Genomic DNA, 14,582 nt, shown 5'->3' with positions numbered 1-14,582 from the left:
TCATGGCAAGACTGGCCGCGATTCGTGTTGTCTATGTCGTCCAGCTCCGGTCTGGCCTGTTCATTGACTGGGACATGAACTGCTGTCGGTCGCTGGCGAGGGCAGGGCGGTTTCCTGATTGGGACAATGCACATGACTCTATCCGGGTCTCTATGCCAGATGAGTCTGATTTCGAGATACATCGCATGATCGAACTGGATGAATGATGCCAGCCTGTCTCGTAACAAACGCCTCCGGGCAACTGGTTATCGACACAACACAGACCGTTGTCACGAACTGCCAGATGGTGGTTTTCACAGGTGCCGAAGTCTCAAGCTTGCAGGCTTCGCCCTTTAATTTGAGTGTGCAAGATGCGCAACAGATCGGCTCCAGCATTATTGGGTGTTGGGCTGTTGCTTTCGGGTTCCGCTTTCTGGCGGGATTTTTAGACGGGTGGCTTTCCACCCAAAACCAAGAGGAGCTGTAAAAATGACTCAAGCATTTCGTAACCGTATTGCCGTAGCTGCTGGTGTTGCAACCCTGTCCGCTGGTGCATTTGCTGCTGCGGGTGATTTTGATATGTCGGCTGTCACTACTGTGGTTACCGCTGTTACTGCTGCGGCGGCTGTTGTGGGTGGCGCAATCCTTGCCATGAAGGTGGGCGGCAAGGCATACAAGTGGATCGCCAGCTTCCTGTAATTGTTGCACTGGCTTGGCTGCCATGAGGGGCTACGGCCCCTCTTTTACCATCAGGGGGAGGATATGCAAAATGGGAATTTGGGTACTCGTAGCAATGCTCGGCGCGTTCTGGATATTGTTTGCGCCCTGATATTGTTTTTTGTCTGGTCGTCTTCTTTTGCCGCTTCTCCCAATTACGCACCTAAGGTTAAATACTCGTCTGGTGGTGTGTCGTATGATTCCGTTGATGCGGCTTGTCAGGCTAATCTTGGTGATGGTTTTACCTATGGTGGTAGTTCTAGTGCGGGTGGTGGGAATTACAACTGTATTCGGGTGACCAAAACCGGCATGCAATATACATACGGCCCTATTCTCACTGAGTACAAATGCAATCCAGGCGATGGGTTTGATTATTCAACAAAGCTCTGTTCCAACAGTTGTTATTATTCTGCTCAGAAGTGGGCGGTTGATGCTGCCGCGCCTGATCCTTCTTGTCCGGCCAATGTTCAGCATTTTAATTGTGTATCTGGCACGGGTAAGAATGCGCTACCGTCTGGTGGTAGTTGCGTTGTAGGTTGCCAATGGACTGGTAGTGGTAAAGCGACAATGAATATTACGGGTGATAGTTGTGACCCGAATTCGCAAGCCAGTGATCCTGCTAACGGTTCTGGTGGTACGGGTAGTGATCCGGGTCAGGGCCAGCCCGGTACAGGTCAATCGGGTACGCCCGGCACGGGTCAATCCTCCACCCCGGGCACAGGTCAATCTAGCACTCCCGGTACGGGTCAATCAGGTACGCCCGGCACGGGTCAATCTTCTACACCGGGTGCAGGTCAATCTGGTACGCCCGGTACAAATCAATCCGGTGCTCCAAGTACAGATCAATCCGGCCCTGACTCCAAGTCAGGATGGTCTGATGGTGGGTGCAAAGCTCAACCTGTTTGCTCTGGTGATGCTGTGCAATGCGCTCAAGCTCGTCAGGCATGGGAGCTGAAGTGCATGATGACGCCTGATGACGCGTCTAAAAAGGCTTACGACGAAGCGGTTAAGAATGGCCTGAATGGTCGTTCTGATAATCCGGTTCTTGCTGCAAACGTTGATACTGTGGATATTGGTGCAATGTTGCAAGGCTCTGAACGGGAGGAGTTTTCAGCGTCATGCTTGGCTGACTTGTCCTTTTCTGTGAATGGTCATTCGATTGTGGTGCCGATGGGTGAGGCATGCAAGTGGATGTCATATTTTGGAACGGTGTCGGTGATGATATCGTTTGTGATTGGCTTGATTATCATAGGGAAGTCATAACATGCCCGTGCTTATTGCTGCTGCGATTTTGTCTATTGTTGGTACGTTGATCGGTCAAATTCTTTTGGGGCTGTCTATCGGTTTTGTGAGTTATATCGGCATCAATGTAGCAATGACCTATTTTCATGATGCCTTTGTGTCTGCGGGCAATAGCCTGCCTGCACAGGTGGTGGGAATTCTGGGTGTTCTCAAGGTAGGAACAAGCTTGAATATCTTGACTAGCGCCATAGCTGCAAAGTGGGCGTTACAGGGCCTCAAGAATGGGGCCATCAAGAAAATGAAGTTCAAGTAAGGGGAGGGCGCGCAATGATTCACCTTGTTACAGGTCTCCCTGGCCATGGAAAAACGCTTTGGACACTCTGGTACTACAAGAAAAAGTCAGAAGATGAAAACCGGCCTGTTTATTATCACAACATCTCTGATTTGACGTTGCCTTGGCACCAGCTCGACAATCCTGAAAAGTGGTTCGAATGCGAAGCCAACGCCATTGTCATTATTGATGAGGCTCAACGGGTTTTTAGACCGGCTGCATCGGGTGCCAATGTTCCTGAGTTCATCAGCAAGCTAGAGACGCATAGGCATGGCGGCGTCGATATTGTGTTGATCACACAAATGCCGATGCTGATTCACAAGAACGTGCGCATGCTCACAGGTCGCCATAACCACGTGGTCAGGTTCTTTGGTTCCAACAATGCCACTATCCATGAGTGGCCTGAGTGTAGAGACAATCCCAAACAGCGTAAAGATAGTCAGTCCTCGCGCTGGTTTTACCAGAAGGAAGTCTATGGCTACTACAAGTCAGCCGAAGTTCACACGGTCAAGCGTTCAATTCCGTTCAAGTTCTATTTGATTTTCTTGATGCCTATCGTCGCGCTCGTGCTGGCCTATATGGGTTATAGGATGCTCAAGCCTGTGTTTGAGAAACCCGGCCAGAAGCCAGGGCAGGAACAGTCTGTGCCTGCCCTGGGCGGTTCTGTTATGGAACGTGGTTTGATGGAGCAGGGCGCCAAACAACGTTCTGACGCTCAACCTGCTCTTACACCTGCCGAATACGTCGCACAGTACAAGCCACGTGTTGAAAACCTTCAGTACTCCGCGCCTGTCTATGATCAGGTCACAAAACCTGTTACTGCGCCGTATCCTGCGGCCTGTGTGGCCTCAAGCAGTCGTTGCACCTGCTACACCCAGCAAGGCACGCGTTTGGACACCTCGGACGCGTTTTGCCGCAATGTCGTCAAGAATGGCTATTTCGTGGATTGGCAGACCAAGCCACCCGGCGAACAGGCGACACAACAGCCACCTCAGCAGCAGGCTCCGCAGGTCGTCAGCGCTGATACACAGACCTTGCCGCCTGTGGGCTGGATTAGCATGGACGGATCGGTGGAGACCAAGGGAAATTTTAAGAGCAAGCCTAAGTCTTGATGGGGGTTTTATGGAAACGGATTACGAGCGTTCTTGTACTTTGCTTTTGCGGATTCGTGGTTTTTTCTCTGGTGTTCTTCTCTGTACTTTTCTTTTTCTCCTGATCTTTCTTTTTTGCTATGTTGTTGGCTGTCTTTGGTTGATGGCGATGCATTAGGCGTCAAAACTCTTCATCCTGAAAGCAGACAAGCACCTGGTTAAACAGGTACGCGAGGCGGTGGGATTCTTCGGAGTTCTGCCGCCTTTGCTTTGGGGCGGTGATGGAGACAACTGCCGTTACGCATGCCCGCCACGCCTTCAAACCTGCCGCTAGCAGGCACCTGTACAGACGTCGCCACCCGCTGTAGTCTTTACGGCTTTTTGCGTATGGACTATCCAGAGTGGAGCGGGCATTTAATAAATTTATATTGGAACGTCCGTAATGCGAGGTTTGCGAGGCAAAAACGCAAGGCCTACAGACGTGTTCGGGTGGAGAAGTTGAGGCTTGTCGAAGCGGGAATAGACCCTGAAAAAATTAGGCTGATCAGCTTGGTGCTGTGTCAGCCTAACAATCAAAAAAGGTGGGATCGGTACTTCGCTTATGCGGCAACAGTTGATCCGCAGTTAGCCTTCGATTTTTGACGGGTTTTTGCCTCTTTTGCGAGGCCTGCCGCGATAACCATAGCAATAAGCAAGTTGACATAATAAACATTATCAGCAATTACTAAGACTCATCTTTTCGACGATTTTTGCTGGAGTTCGCAACATATTCCAGAAAATCGTCACACTTTCCTTCCTGAACACCGCGAGGGTCTGACATCCACCGGCAATACAGCCACAACGCCGCAGGATCGACGCCTACTTCATCAAGTAGGCGTTTTTGTTCCTGCTCAATTTTCTGCATCCAGCCATCTTTCTGAAACACCCGGCAATTGCGCCAGCGCCAGTAATAGCCCTGCAACTTCCCCGTTTCCATTCCCAAATCTCCCGCAGCCTCAAGCTGCTCGCGAGTCATCTTTAGCGCCCTGTGTCTGCTGGCGCGTGTAATCAAACTGAAAATCTATCCACGCTTCCCGGACGGCTTCTGGATAGCTGATGTTCGGGCTTCGCTCAAGCTGTTCAACAATCAAGCGCTTCGCCAAGGCTTCATCGCCGCCCGTGGAATCGACAAGCCGCTGGTACGGAGATTCTGCCGTAGGATTGAACAAAGCCCCCAGGATCACGACAGGAGCGCGCTGGCGCTGACGGCGGTACAGATAAAGAGACAGCAGGCCCAACACCAGCCCCAAGGCAATCAAGAACAGACCCAACGCGACGTCGTCAGACACGGCAGCCCCTTGTTTGTCAAAAACTGTAATACAAAGTAAAGAAAGGCCGAAAGAATGACAAGTGGAAAAAAGGCTGGACTTACGGAAAAAACGCCAAAGACTTCACACCCAGGACAGAAAAAAGACAGGTCGGGAACTGTCCGAACCCAAGCGCCAGCACCTTTACTGGTTGATCGGTTGAGATGTGTCCTAGTTATAAATCTAGGGCCGCTGACGCGGCCGCTTGCTGCGGGCTTCGCCCGCTCAGTCCTCGCAACCGTTCCGCGTGCGGCTCCAAGCCCCCAAAACCAGCCCACAGGACAATAGGCGCCCTGCCCGCGCGTTATCAGGCGCCTGATAACGCTTGGTTCAACGGTGAGGCGGAAAAACGCCCTGAGGCTGTTTTCTCCAGCACCAGAGCCAAGAAAAAAGCGGCAGAACTCCGAAGAATTCCACCGCCCCACACCAGCAGCAACCGCCGCAGTCAGCTTTCAAAAAGCAGGCCGCCCTAGATACGCTTGACGTTCAGCAACAGCAAAACCTCCGTTTTCTGATCCTCCCCGGACTTGGCCCGGAACAAGGCAGGCAGGAACGATAGCCCAGCTTCAGTCTTAGTGGAGCGATCCTCATTCAGCCCACCCAACACCAGCACATCATCATCCGCCGCCTGAATAGACGTACTCAGGGAGCGCTTGATCAGTGTGGGCGTGGAATTGACGCCTGTAGTGGTGTTCTGAAACTGGCTAATCTGCTGCTCGATCTGCAAGTCAGAGACAGCACCCTTGATGCTGGCGGTCAGGTTCAGGATTACGCCGGAATCCTTGTAAGTCACGCTTTGCACTGCCTTGCCGAGTGTGTCATAGGAAACACCGGAAAGAATCGGCACCTCTTGGCCAACCGAGAACTTAGCCGAGCCACCCGACACCACACGCACCACCGGCGAGGATACGAGCTTAAAACGGTCATCACTGGACAAAGCCGAATAGATGGCAGAGAAATCCACACCCAGGCCGTGAAGCTTCAAATAGGCGTTGCTGCTATCTTTTGCAGACTCATTGAGCGTGACACCAACCTTGGTTTTCAGAAGCGATACGGCCAGATCGATGGCGCTGGACTCTTTGGCCGTGGTCTGGACTTCATAAATGATTGCCTTTACCAAAACTTGCCCAGGCGCAACATCACCGAGTTCTGAAAACGATTCTCATCGACAACAATGCGATGGGTAAAAACGAAGTTGCCATGGAGCCCGCGTTTGCACAGAGCGCAATGAAGGCCAACAAGGATCTCGGTTTTGAGGACTATGTCACCCTGTTCTTCGAACCAAAGTCCGACAATAGTCGCCTAGCTGCGCAAAAGTCACTTAAGCGAATCTCCAATCGAATTGACTACTCGAAAGTGCCCGAGAGCCCCGAAGTGCTGAAGCGCTATTTCGCCCCCATCCCATCCATTGTCGAAGATGTCGAGAACTTCAGGGCAGCATATTCCACACTGAAAACGCCTGTTCTCATTATGTCGGGCGACCATGACATATCGTTTTCATTTAAGAACTGGTACCCGATTATCGGAAAAGCGCCGACAACGCAGTTCATCGTACTGCCCGACGCTGGCCATGGACCACAAGATCAATATCCCGAACTCGCATCCAGCTACATCAACACCTTTCTCAAGTACTGAGACACATCCATACCAATTCAAAGGATTTACAAAATGAAGAAAACAATTTTGATTACAGGCGCCTCGTCCGGCTTTGGCTTGATGCTTGCCAACAAGCTGCATAAAGAAGGGTTCAATGTGATTGGCACTAGCCGCCAGCCTGAGAAATATGCGCGCAGCGTGCCCTTCAAGCTGCTGCGTCTGGATATTGACGACGACAGCTCCATCCAGACATTCACGCAAGAGTTGTTCGCCTACACGAAACACCTGGACGTGCTAGTCAACAACGCCGGATACATGGTAACGGGCATTGCCGAAGAGACTCCTATGGAACTGGGTAGGCAGCAGTTTGAAACGAACTTCTGGGGCACGGTTAAGGTGACAAATGCTTTGTTGCCCTACTTCCGCAAACAGAAGAGCGGGAGAATTATCACTGTCAGTTCTATCGTGGCCCGGATAGGGCCACCGAATCTGTCCTATTACACCGCCTCAAAGCATGCTGTTCAGGGTTACTTCAAATCCCTGCGTTTCGAACTGAATCAATTCAATATCAAGGTCAGCATGGTCGAGCCTGTCTGGTTCAAGACCAACCTTGGAAACCATGCCGTCGCCGCAACCAATGGCAGCATCGCGGACTACAACACCTATCGCAAACTGGTAAACGCCGCCACGCAAAAAGGCATCGACGAAGCAGAATCGCCCGACGCGGTTGTCTGCACGATTACCAGACTGATTGAGGCGAAAGAGCCAAAGTTCAGCAATCCCGTGGGGAAGATGAGCCGCATGATTCTTTTCCTTCAAAACCATGCGCCGAAAATGTTCGAGAGCGCGATCCTTAAAAGCGTTAATACCGCGAAGTAAACATTTAACTATTGGAGATTTAAATGACCGACTCAAATTTGCACGCCACCGCAGACATCCAAACAGGGCTACCCCATCAAGCGGCCCAGACTGGGCTCAAAGAGTGGCATCGCATTGTTGCCTCTCTGGATTGGGACAGTCTTCCCGAATTGCTCGCAGAGGATGTTGTTTTCCGCAATCCTGCGGCGCTAGAACCATATCATGGCAAGGCAACCATGGTGGCAATTCTACGTGCAGTTTTCAGTGTCCTCCAAGATTTTACTTACTTGCGGCACTTCGGCAACAGTACCGGATACGTCCTGGAATTCAGTGCACGAGTCGGTGATGAAATTCTATTCGGTGTCGATCTGATGGAGTTCGATCAGGAAGGCAAAATCACCGATTTCATGGTCATGATGCGCCCCGCTAGTGTGGTCATGACTTTGTCTGCCGAAGCAGGGAAGCGCCTTTCTGCTAATCAAACTTCAGCAGAGTGAATAACCACCTTGCCACGATACAAATTCTTCATGGGAAATTAAAATGAATAAAATAAAAATAATCACAGCCATCCTTGTTTCAGGAGCATTTGCTTTTAATACTGCCTATGCGCAAGAAACAAAAGCAAAAAACAACTCGGAACCGGTTGTCGTAAAAGCTGCTCATCAAAGCACTATCAGCATTGAGCGCGTATCGCCCGCGATTGCCAAAGTGCACTTCTTCAATGCCCCCATCAATTTCATTGATCCTGAAACTATTGCTTCCTTGAACGAGGCGATCAAGGAACTGGGCAAAGATGAAAACATCAAGGTGGTCATCTTTGTTAGCGACATGACGGGTTATTTTTTCAATCACTTTGACACCAGTCAGTTTCCGAACTTTCTGAGCCAGGTTGGTGCCAATGCCAAGCCTCTGTGGGTTGAATTGATTACCAACCTATCTGACGCACCATTTGTCACCATCGCCTCTGTTCGCGGCCGTACACAGGGTGGCGGAAACGAGTTGACCTTGGCGTTTGATCTGCGATATGCCAGCAAGGAAAAGGCAATATTTGATCAGCCAGAAGTAGCCATTGGCCTGTTTCCTGGTGGTGGCGGCACAGACATGCTGGCAAGACTTGCTGGCAGGGATCGCGCCCTTGAAGCTTTTTTGAGTGCCGATGATTACAACGCCGAGTTGGCTGAAAAGTATGGCTGGGTTACCCGTGCGATACCTGACGCACAGCTTGATGGTTTTGTGGAAAAGATAGCGAATCGTCTTGCCTCGTTCGACAAAACAGCATTGATCACCACGAAAAAGCAGATTAATAGCGTTGTATTTCCCAAGGAGGCCGATCGATTGAACTCATATAAGGAGTTTACGAAATCCTTGTCATGGCCGGGGCTGCAACAACGCATGCCCTTGTTCGGAAAAATGTATCAGGAGCTTGGCCTTGAGAAAGTTGAAAGCAACATGGGTTTTTACGTTGGCGAAGGAAACAGGCTGTTACAAGAAAGCGCAAAGGTGACGAAATGAAATACTACTTATGTAAATGGATTCCGCCGCGTGCTAATTTTCTCGCCGCCATGTCGGCCGATGAATTGAAATGGATGAAGCAGCATGGCGTTTTTCTCGACGATCTTCTCGCGAAAGGCGTGATCGTTGCCCATGGCCCGGTGATTGAGGAAAGCGGCGGCTACGGTGTCTCGCTCTACCAGATTGGGGATGACCAAGACATCGCTGCCTTCACCTCGGAAGATCCCATCGTAAAGAATAGCGTTGGCCATTATGAGCATTACGTCATGCTTCATTTGGCATCGTAACTGCTTCTTTTTTGGAAGGAATTATTATGAAGCTTCAAGGTTCTGTCGCGCTCGTTACGGGCGCCAATAGAGGGTTAGGGGCTGCATTCGTCCGCACACTGCTGGCTGCCGGTGCCGCCAAAGTCTATGCGGCCGCACGTGATCCATCGACCATCACGGCGCAGTCAGGCGTCGTGCCGGTACGCTTGGATGTGACCAGCCCCGACCAGATCAAGGCGTTCGCTCGTGGATTGGGCGATGTGAGTTTGCTGGTCAACAACGCTGGCATTGGGGGCTCCGGACCTGTGCTCGCACCTACAGCTATCGAACTGCTGCATCAGCAGTTCGAAACGAATACAGTGGGTCCGTTGCGCATGGCGCAGGCATTTGCACCGATTCTGGCCGCTCACAATGGCAGTGCCGTCATCAACGTTATCTCGGCCCTAAGCTGGGCTACGTTGCCCAGCGTTACTGGTAGCTACAGTGCCTCCAAGGCTGCTGCTTGGGCTTTGAGTAATGCAATGCGGCAGGAACTAAAAGGCCAGAGTACGGAAGTCCTGTCCCTGCACGTCGCTTTCATGGACACCGACATGGCACGCGGCGTGCCGGGCGCCAAAACATCCCCTGACGATGTCGCGCGCATGACGATTGACGCCTTGGAGGCCGGACAGTCCGAACTATTGGCCGATGACGTGACCCGCAACGTGCATGCAGGACTAACGGCAGTGCCGCCAATGTATTTGGGAATGCTTGGATGAGTCGGTTGTTCGACCGACTCCGCCTCTGGAGTTGGTCGAAGCTACGAATCGTGATTTCTTGGTGACCGCAAGGCCCATACCACCGAAGAAATAGCCCAAGCTCTGGTCATAGACAGTTAAAAACACATTTTTTACTCAATACGCCGCAAATTACCATCGGTTTAGGTGTCTTCTTGAATCGCACCTAGCTTGCTAGATACTTCAATGGCAACTTTCGATAGGTCTACAGCCATTTTTCTTACGGGGAAAATGACCGGTCTGGCCGACGATTAACCACGCAAATGACGCACGAAATCTGCTATCGCCAATCCCACCTCATCCGGAGTTGTTTCCTGAATGTAATGGCCACCTTTGACCGTAACCTCGGTCTGGTTCGGCCAAGTCTTCGCAATATCGTATAGGCGATTGCTCAATAGATAGCCGGGTTCAGCCCGGATCAGCAGCTTGGGAACAGCACTGTGGCTAAGCCAGAGCGAATAATCCGCAACAATCTTATTGGTATGTTCTGGCAGCCCTTCGAGCGGCAAATCGAATGAAATCATGGGGCGGCGGTCCTCACCAGGGTTGAGGAAAGGGGTGTGGTAATGAGCCTTTTCCACATTGGTGAAGTCACGTGCCCCGAGCAGAAATCCTTCGAGAAAGTCCAGCCCCTGCAAACTGGCTTCCAGTCCTTCGGGTGTCATTTGCTTGAGCTGGGCCTGCGCATATTCTGGAAAGTCGGATACGTACAGCGGGGCGACAATGGATTCCATGTAGGCAATGCCCTGAACGCGGTCTCGGTGCTGATTCGCCCAGTCGAAGCCAAACATAGAACCCGTGTCGTGCAGAACAAGGATCACCTCGTTGCCGAGGTCCAATGCGTCCCATAGACCATGGAGATACTTTCGCTGCTCGTTGAAGTTGTAGCGGGAGGGGCCAAGCGCCGGGTCGAGCTTCTCGGAGTCGCCCATTCCCATAAAATCAGCAGCGATCAATCGACCCTGCCCACGCAGGTGGCGCATGACGTTGCGCCAGATGTAGGAGGACGTGGGATTGCCATGCTGAAAGATGATGGGCGCACCTTCGCCTTCATCGATATAGGCCATCCTGTGCCCGTGAATGTCGAGGTATTTCTTTGCGGCAAAATACTGTTCTGAGGTCTTGGCTTGAAATTGGCTCATTCGTTTCTCCAATCGCTTCGTAGTTGATGTCATTGCGCCGGTCAGCGCGCAGCGTCGATGACCATTCCGCCGTCGGGTGTAAGGCTGTAAGGCGATTGCAGTTCGCGGGCGGCGTTTTGTGTCGTGAAGGAGGCGACCAGAAAAATAAGTCCGGCAGCCGCTGGAATGGCGCCCTTGGGCTTGCGAACACCCAGGTGTGCCAAGCCAGACAAGATCAGGTGATAGAAGATGCCGGCGTAGGCAAGATCGCTGAGTGCTGCGTTGAAGTGCCACAGAACCGCAACAGGCCCAAGCAGCTTGACGACGATCATGAACGGCACCAGAAGTGGGGCCGAATAGCCCAAGTCCGCCTGAGCTTTCCGAACGAAGTCGCCCTTGGTGATATACAGGAAAGCAGAAGCGAAATAGAGCAGCGACAACAGAGCGGTGCTAATCCAGTAGATGTATGTAGTAGTCATTGAGTTAATTGCTAATCAGCATTTGAGTTTGACACGCAGCAAGGATGTCGTCTAAGATGACTATTGACAAGTAGGATGAAAAAATGGTGCTTAGTATGAAAAAGCAGACTATTGAAGATTCTGAGATCAACATGCACGAGGAAATGCGTCGCGCATTTGCACTGCTTTCAGGCAAATGGAAGCTGGAAATCATGTGGCTGCTTAATCAGCGTCTGTACCGTTTTGGAGAGCTTCGCAAAGCAATTCCAGGTATCACTCAGCACATGCTCACGGCGCAACTTCGTGAGCTAGAGGCGGACGGTTTAGTGTCGCGCACGGTGTTCGCAGAAGTACCGCCGCGAGTTGAATACGAAATCACGCAAAAGGCGCGTGGGCTCGGCCCGACGATGGAGGCGCTCACAGCTTGGTGGAAAGAGTACGGACAAAGCGTTCCAATCAAACAGGCTACGCGTGGCCGGAAAGCCCGAAGTAGCTAGGCTGCTTTGGCGAACTGCCATTAATGATTTCGAGCCTCCCTTTGGTATCACAAAGCTGTCGCAAAATGGATAGGGAATGGATGACTGCTATGACCTGCCGGTGAGCCTGTCCGAAATGTCTGCTGCACTCAGTTTCCTGTCGATGACAGTACACGGACACGACGGTCCGAATTGGGTCGATTTTGAGCCTTGACGGCTTATGAAGCATTGAAGCAGGATTGACAGACCGATATCTGACGGTCCCGGTCTCCGCGAAGCAGCCACACGGATGACCGCTTCACTTTGAAACCCGCCTGTGTGCCATTTTGGCGCCCGCCAAACTCCTTATGCTTTGCACCGGCGGCGTGGATATTCGTCGGCAGACCAGCACACAGCCTCGCGTTGAGCGGGATTGCTAGATCAGCCTCCGAAAACGGGATCTTTCAGATTCGACTATTTACTTTGCATCACAACTTTCACCCAACCCGTTTGCTGATTTCCGTTCAGGCGGATGGCGATGCGCTTGAAGATCAAGCCTTCTTCGTCGATCACCTCGCCGCTGACGCTATACGCTGCAGAGGCTTCAATCTTGGCAATCAGGTGCTCGTTGGTTTTCCATAGCTCGATGGTGTCGGGTGCGATCAGTTGCCAAGAGCCTGTGGTGGTCATAGCTGTTTCGAAACTGCGGGGCACATCGTATGAAAAGTCGTCCTGGATGCTGATGCTGCCACCGTCGGCGCGCTTGTGATGCAGGGTACGGGTCAGCGTCTGCAGGCCGCTCAGGCTATAGGCGGGCTTGAGATCAATGGTGATTTCGTCGTCGGCATCGGTAAAGTGGGTCGCCAGCACTTTGTGTTTGACGCTGGTGGCGTCGATCTGCAATTGCCCGTCAACCACCGGCACCGGATGGCCATAGGAATTGATGGCCTTGATGGTGTAGCGCTCGCTGCTGAAAGTTTTGCTGGTATAGGCCGGTTTGCCAACGTCGCCGCTGGGTTGCTCGGCGTTGAGTGCAATGGTGTAGGAACCTATGTCGTTGTGGCTATGGGCGCCATTGCCGCCGGATTTAATACTGGCAGCGATTTTGTTGCTTGATCCGCTGGCTGGGCGAGTCACCAGAACGCCGACATCACTGAAATAGCCACGCAGTGGATCAATGACCACCGAGCTGCCTGTGAGAGCATACGGGGTTGCGAACAAGATTGTTGAAGCTACTGCCAGCGGCGCACTGTTCGCCGACTGCTTGGTGCTGGAACTGAGTGCTGCCGTTGCCAAGCTGGAGCTCAAGCCCAATCCCTGTGCGTCGTTGTTGTAGCCCAGTACGAAGGAATCCATCTTGGTGGTGGGGCTGGTATCGCTGAAGGCGGCGACATTGTTGGGGAACATCTGGATGCGCGCGCCGTAAAGCGCAATATTGCGCACCTTTGGATCGCTGAAAAGATCGATCTTGTTCTCGCTTGCGCGGCCGATCAGCTCGCGCAACTCGGTGAAATGCCCGTAGCCATAATTCCAGTAGCTTGGCCCTTCGACGTTGTAGCCATCGTTGCCAAAAGTGCCAAGGTAATTCTGAATGTAATGCTCGCCCATGGCCACGAAGACTGCGCGATCACGGTGATCGGGCAGTGCCGCCAGTGCGGCACCGACGGTGCCTTTCAGGCAGACTGCGTTCCAGCTGTAATGATTTGCCAGCCACCAATTATCACTATTGCCGGTCTGCAGGGTGCGGCGCAGTGGCGTGAATATGCGTTGTTCCAGCGCAGTCAGCACACTCTGGCGCACCGGGGTGGAAATCTTGTTACCCAGCAAATACAGGGTTTGCGCCAGTTCGTGGGCGGTATCCGCCGCCATCAGATCCACTTCGTAATTGGCATAGCGAAAATTGCGCAAGGTCTTGTCTTGCTCCGGCCAAGTCCAGGTGGGTTGGCTGGCAAGTTCGGTCAAGGTTTTTTCAATTGCCGCCAAATAGCGTCCGTCATAGCGCACGCATTCCGCCATCACCAGAGGATAAATCCAGCTTTTGCGCGCATTCATCATGGCTTCGCCTCGGGTACGGCTGCCAGTCTGGGAGTAGTCCAGATAATCTGCATCGCTCCATGCGGGGAATGCTTGGGTGAGGCGGGTATCGGCGTTAGCCAGGATGTCAGTGACACGGCTGGCAAGCTCCGGTTTTCCCCAAGAGGCACGGTCGGCGCAAGTCGGGCCACTGCCAGCGGGTTGGTCAGGCAACATCGCAGCAATCGCGTCAATACGGGAAACGGAGAGTTCGGCATAGGTTTCCCCACTGCCGGATGCGCCGCTACTCTCGCCGTCGCCACCTCCACAAGCCACCATCAGTCTAAGGCAAACCAAGGCGAGAATAGCTTTACGCATGATTGGATCTTCGGGAGTAGATATTCCGACGATTCTACGTACATTCGGACGACATATGCAATGCAAAAGACATTGGCCTTGCTGCACATCAGCGTGAAGCGGCAGCAATCCCTCCCATTTGACCTTGCTGCTGAAAAAATTGTAAACAGCCTCTTAGAACCTGTTCACAATCATTTGAATGTCGTAAGCTGCGGCATGAGAAAGAAATACCCCAGTGATGTGAGCAGGGAAGCGTTCGAACAGATCCGTCCTTTGCTGGAAAGTGTACGCAAACAGACCAAGCCCCGTACGGTTGATCTATATGATGTGTTCTGTGGCGTGCTGTATTTGCTAAAAAGTGGCTGCCAGTGGCGGATGCTGCCCAGTGAATATCCGAAATGGCGCACGGTGCATGCCTATTTCGCCAAGTGGAGCGAACTTGGTCCAGACGGTTTAAGCGTTTT

Annotated in this window: 21 protein-coding genes; 15 read left to right on the top strand and 6 right to left on the bottom strand. The window is 52.2% G+C overall.

The genetic code is table 11. The features are described 5' to 3' along the window. The first annotated feature begins 2 nt into the window (after nucleotides 1–2). From B145_RS0110320 to B145_RS0110285, 7 genes are all read left to right on the top strand, one after another. Nucleotides 3–206 (top strand): hypothetical protein, encoded by a 204-nt coding sequence (locus B145_RS0110320; RefSeq protein WP_018607157.1) that lies wholly within the window; start codon nucleotides 3–5, stop codon nucleotides 204–206. Between the two features lie 262 nt (nucleotides 207–468). Beyond that, nucleotides 469–678: a major capsid protein gene (locus B145_RS0110310; protein WP_018607155.1), complete on the top strand. Its 210-nt coding sequence runs from the start codon at nucleotides 469–471 to the stop codon at nucleotides 676–678. Between the two features lie 607 nt (nucleotides 679–1,285). Next, nucleotides 1,286–1,651, top strand: coding sequence for a hypothetical protein (locus B145_RS0110305; protein ID WP_018607154.1), 366 nt, complete (start codon nucleotides 1,286–1,288; stop codon nucleotides 1,649–1,651). 5 nt (nucleotides 1,652–1,656) lie between these two features. Further along, nucleotides 1,657–1,959 (top strand): hypothetical protein, encoded by a 303-nt coding sequence (locus B145_RS0110300; protein WP_018607153.1) that lies wholly within the window; start codon nucleotides 1,657–1,659, stop codon nucleotides 1,957–1,959. 1 nt (nucleotide 1,960) lies between these two features. Continuing rightward, nucleotides 1,961–2,251: a DUF2523 domain-containing protein gene (locus tag B145_RS0110295; protein WP_018607152.1), complete on the top strand. Its 291-nt coding sequence runs from the start codon at nucleotides 1,961–1,963 to the stop codon at nucleotides 2,249–2,251. Between the two features lie 14 nt (nucleotides 2,252–2,265). After that, entirely contained in the window at nucleotides 2,266–3,381 is a 1,116-nt protein-coding gene (locus B145_RS25195) for a zonular occludens toxin domain-containing protein (protein WP_018607150.1), read from the top strand. A gap of 282 nt (nucleotides 3,382–3,663) precedes the next feature. Further along, a complete protein-coding gene (locus tag B145_RS0110285) occupies nucleotides 3,664–4,002 on the top strand; it encodes a hypothetical protein (RefSeq protein WP_018607149.1) in 339 nt (112 codons plus the stop codon). 82 nt (nucleotides 4,003–4,084) lie between these two features. Here the strand turns inward: B145_RS0110285 and B145_RS0110280 are convergent, their stop codons facing one another. From B145_RS0110280 to B145_RS25190, 3 genes are all read right to left on the bottom strand, one after another. Continuing rightward, complete coding sequence (locus tag B145_RS0110280) at nucleotides 4,085–4,375, bottom strand: hypothetical protein (RefSeq protein WP_157288362.1); 291 nt, start codon at nucleotides 4,373–4,375, stop codon at nucleotides 4,085–4,087. Next, a complete protein-coding gene (locus B145_RS0110275) occupies nucleotides 4,356–4,688 on the bottom strand; it encodes a hypothetical protein (RefSeq protein ID WP_026259012.1) in 333 nt (110 codons plus the stop codon). The genes B145_RS0110280 and B145_RS0110275 overlap by 20 nt, the downstream gene beginning before the upstream one ends. 487 nt (nucleotides 4,689–5,175) lie before the next feature. Further along, complete coding sequence (locus B145_RS25190; protein ID WP_018607145.1) at nucleotides 5,176–5,826, bottom strand: type II secretion system protein GspD; 651 nt, start codon at nucleotides 5,824–5,826, stop codon at nucleotides 5,176–5,178. Between B145_RS25190 and B145_RS25185 the strand changes: the two genes are divergently transcribed. The 6 genes from B145_RS25185 to B145_RS0110240 are packed head-to-tail and all read left to right on the top strand — an operon-like array spanning nucleotide 5,814 to nucleotide 9,696. Continuing rightward, nucleotides 5,814–6,341, top strand: a complete 528-nt coding sequence (locus tag B145_RS25185; protein ID WP_018607143.1) for an alpha/beta fold hydrolase — start codon at nucleotides 5,814–5,816, stop codon at nucleotides 6,339–6,341. The genes B145_RS25190 and B145_RS25185 overlap by 13 nt on opposite strands. Before the next feature lie 33 nt (nucleotides 6,342–6,374). Beyond that, nucleotides 6,375–7,181 (top strand): SDR family NAD(P)-dependent oxidoreductase, encoded by an 807-nt coding sequence (locus B145_RS0110260; protein ID WP_018607141.1) that lies wholly within the window; start codon nucleotides 6,375–6,377, stop codon nucleotides 7,179–7,181. A 23-nt stretch (nucleotides 7,182–7,204) separates the two neighbouring features. Beyond that, nucleotides 7,205–7,657, top strand: a complete 453-nt coding sequence (locus B145_RS0110255) for a nuclear transport factor 2 family protein (protein WP_018607140.1) — start codon at nucleotides 7,205–7,207, stop codon at nucleotides 7,655–7,657. Between the two features lie 43 nt (nucleotides 7,658–7,700). Then, a complete protein-coding gene (locus tag B145_RS0110250) occupies nucleotides 7,701–8,672 on the top strand; it encodes an enoyl-CoA hydratase/isomerase family protein (RefSeq protein ID WP_018607139.1) in 972 nt (323 codons plus the stop codon). After that, on the top strand, nucleotides 8,669–8,959 hold the full coding sequence (locus tag B145_RS0110245) for a YciI family protein (RefSeq protein ID WP_018607138.1): 291 nt from the start codon (nucleotides 8,669–8,671) through the stop codon (nucleotides 8,957–8,959). The genes B145_RS0110250 and B145_RS0110245 overlap by 4 nt, the downstream gene beginning before the upstream one ends. 26 nt (nucleotides 8,960–8,985) lie before the next feature. Continuing rightward, nucleotides 8,986–9,696: an SDR family oxidoreductase gene (locus B145_RS0110240; RefSeq protein ID WP_018607137.1), complete on the top strand. Its 711-nt coding sequence runs from the start codon at nucleotides 8,986–8,988 to the stop codon at nucleotides 9,694–9,696. A 269-nt stretch (nucleotides 9,697–9,965) separates the two neighbouring features. On the opposite strand, the gene B145_RS0110235 is transcribed toward B145_RS0110240, so the two are convergent. Both B145_RS0110235 and B145_RS0110230 read right to left on the bottom strand, forming a co-directional pair. Next, a complete protein-coding gene (locus tag B145_RS0110235; protein WP_018607136.1) occupies nucleotides 9,966–10,856 on the bottom strand; it encodes a haloalkane dehalogenase in 891 nt (296 codons plus the stop codon). Between the two features lie 41 nt (nucleotides 10,857–10,897). Then, nucleotides 10,898–11,314 (bottom strand): DoxX family protein, encoded by a 417-nt coding sequence (locus tag B145_RS0110230; protein WP_018607135.1) that lies wholly within the window; start codon nucleotides 11,312–11,314, stop codon nucleotides 10,898–10,900. Nucleotides 11,315–11,409: 95 nt separating this feature from the next. On the opposite strand from B145_RS0110230, the gene B145_RS0110225 reads away from it, so the two are divergent. Then, the gene (locus B145_RS0110225) at nucleotides 11,410–11,790 is read left to right on the top strand and encodes a winged helix-turn-helix transcriptional regulator (protein WP_026259010.1); all 381 of its coding nucleotides are present in this window, start codon (nucleotides 11,410–11,412) and stop codon (nucleotides 11,788–11,790) included. A 432-nt stretch (nucleotides 11,791–12,222) separates the two neighbouring features. On the opposite strand, the gene B145_RS0110220 is transcribed toward B145_RS0110225, so the two are convergent. Then, on the bottom strand, nucleotides 12,223–14,139 hold the full coding sequence (locus B145_RS0110220; RefSeq protein ID WP_157288361.1) for a hypothetical protein: 1,917 nt from the start codon (nucleotides 14,137–14,139) through the stop codon (nucleotides 12,223–12,225). 60 nt (nucleotides 14,140–14,199) lie between these two features. Here B145_RS0110220 and B145_RS29330 point away from each other — a divergent pair. Next, nucleotides 14,200–14,582: transposase (locus B145_RS29330; protein ID WP_018607132.1), on the top strand; the 383-nt coding region annotated here is incomplete at its 3' end.

It is taken from the genome of Uliginosibacterium gangwonense DSM 18521, assembly GCF_000373965.1.
Classification (GTDB): Bacteria; Pseudomonadota; Gammaproteobacteria; order Burkholderiales; family Rhodocyclaceae; genus Uliginosibacterium; species Uliginosibacterium gangwonense.
Note: the sequence above shows the minus strand (reverse complement) of the source record. Positions and strands in the feature narration are given on the sequence as shown.

What these genes read in the sequence shown, in the direction of transcription:
- B145_RS0110320 (WP_018607157.1), top strand. Translation starts at nt 3, where the DNA reads ATGGCAAGACTGGCCGCGATTCGTGTTGTCTATGTCGTCCAGCTCCGG.
- B145_RS0110310 (WP_018607155.1), top strand. Translation starts at nt 469, where the DNA reads ATGACTCAAGCATTTCGTAACCGTATTGCCGTAGCTGCTGGTGTTGCA.
- B145_RS0110300 (WP_018607153.1), top strand. Translation starts at nt 1,657, where the DNA reads ATGATGACGCCTGATGACGCGTCTAAAAAGGCTTACGACGAAGCGGTT.
- B145_RS0110295 (WP_018607152.1), top strand. Translation starts at nt 1,961, where the DNA reads ATGCCCGTGCTTATTGCTGCTGCGATTTTGTCTATTGTTGGTACGTTG.
- B145_RS25195 (WP_018607150.1), top strand. Translation starts at nt 2,266, where the DNA reads ATGATTCACCTTGTTACAGGTCTCCCTGGCCATGGAAAAACGCTTTGG.
- B145_RS0110285 (WP_018607149.1), top strand. Translation starts at nt 3,664, where the DNA reads ATGCCCGCCACGCCTTCAAACCTGCCGCTAGCAGGCACCTGTACAGAC.
- B145_RS0110280 (WP_157288362.1), bottom strand. Translation starts at nt 4,375, where the DNA reads ATGACTCGCGAGCAGCTTGAGGCTGCGGGAGATTTGGGAATGGAAACG.
- B145_RS0110260 (WP_018607141.1), top strand. Translation starts at nt 6,375, where the DNA reads ATGAAGAAAACAATTTTGATTACAGGCGCCTCGTCCGGCTTTGGCTTG.
- B145_RS0110255 (WP_018607140.1), top strand. Translation starts at nt 7,205, where the DNA reads ATGACCGACTCAAATTTGCACGCCACCGCAGACATCCAAACAGGGCTA.
- B145_RS0110250 (WP_018607139.1), top strand. Translation starts at nt 7,701, where the DNA reads ATGAATAAAATAAAAATAATCACAGCCATCCTTGTTTCAGGAGCATTT.
- B145_RS0110245 (WP_018607138.1), top strand. Translation starts at nt 8,669, where the DNA reads ATGAAATACTACTTATGTAAATGGATTCCGCCGCGTGCTAATTTTCTC.
- B145_RS0110240 (WP_018607137.1), top strand. Translation starts at nt 8,986, where the DNA reads ATGAAGCTTCAAGGTTCTGTCGCGCTCGTTACGGGCGCCAATAGAGGG.
- B145_RS0110235 (WP_018607136.1), bottom strand. Translation starts at nt 10,856, where the DNA reads ATGAGCCAATTTCAAGCCAAGACCTCAGAACAGTATTTTGCCGCAAAG.
- B145_RS0110230 (WP_018607135.1), bottom strand. Translation starts at nt 11,314, where the DNA reads ATGACTACTACATACATCTACTGGATTAGCACCGCTCTGTTGTCGCTG.
- B145_RS0110225 (WP_026259010.1), top strand. Translation starts at nt 11,410, where the DNA reads ATGAAAAAGCAGACTATTGAAGATTCTGAGATCAACATGCACGAGGAA.
- B145_RS0110220 (WP_157288361.1), bottom strand. Translation starts at nt 14,139, where the DNA reads ATGCGTAAAGCTATTCTCGCCTTGGTTTGCCTTAGACTGATGGTGGCT.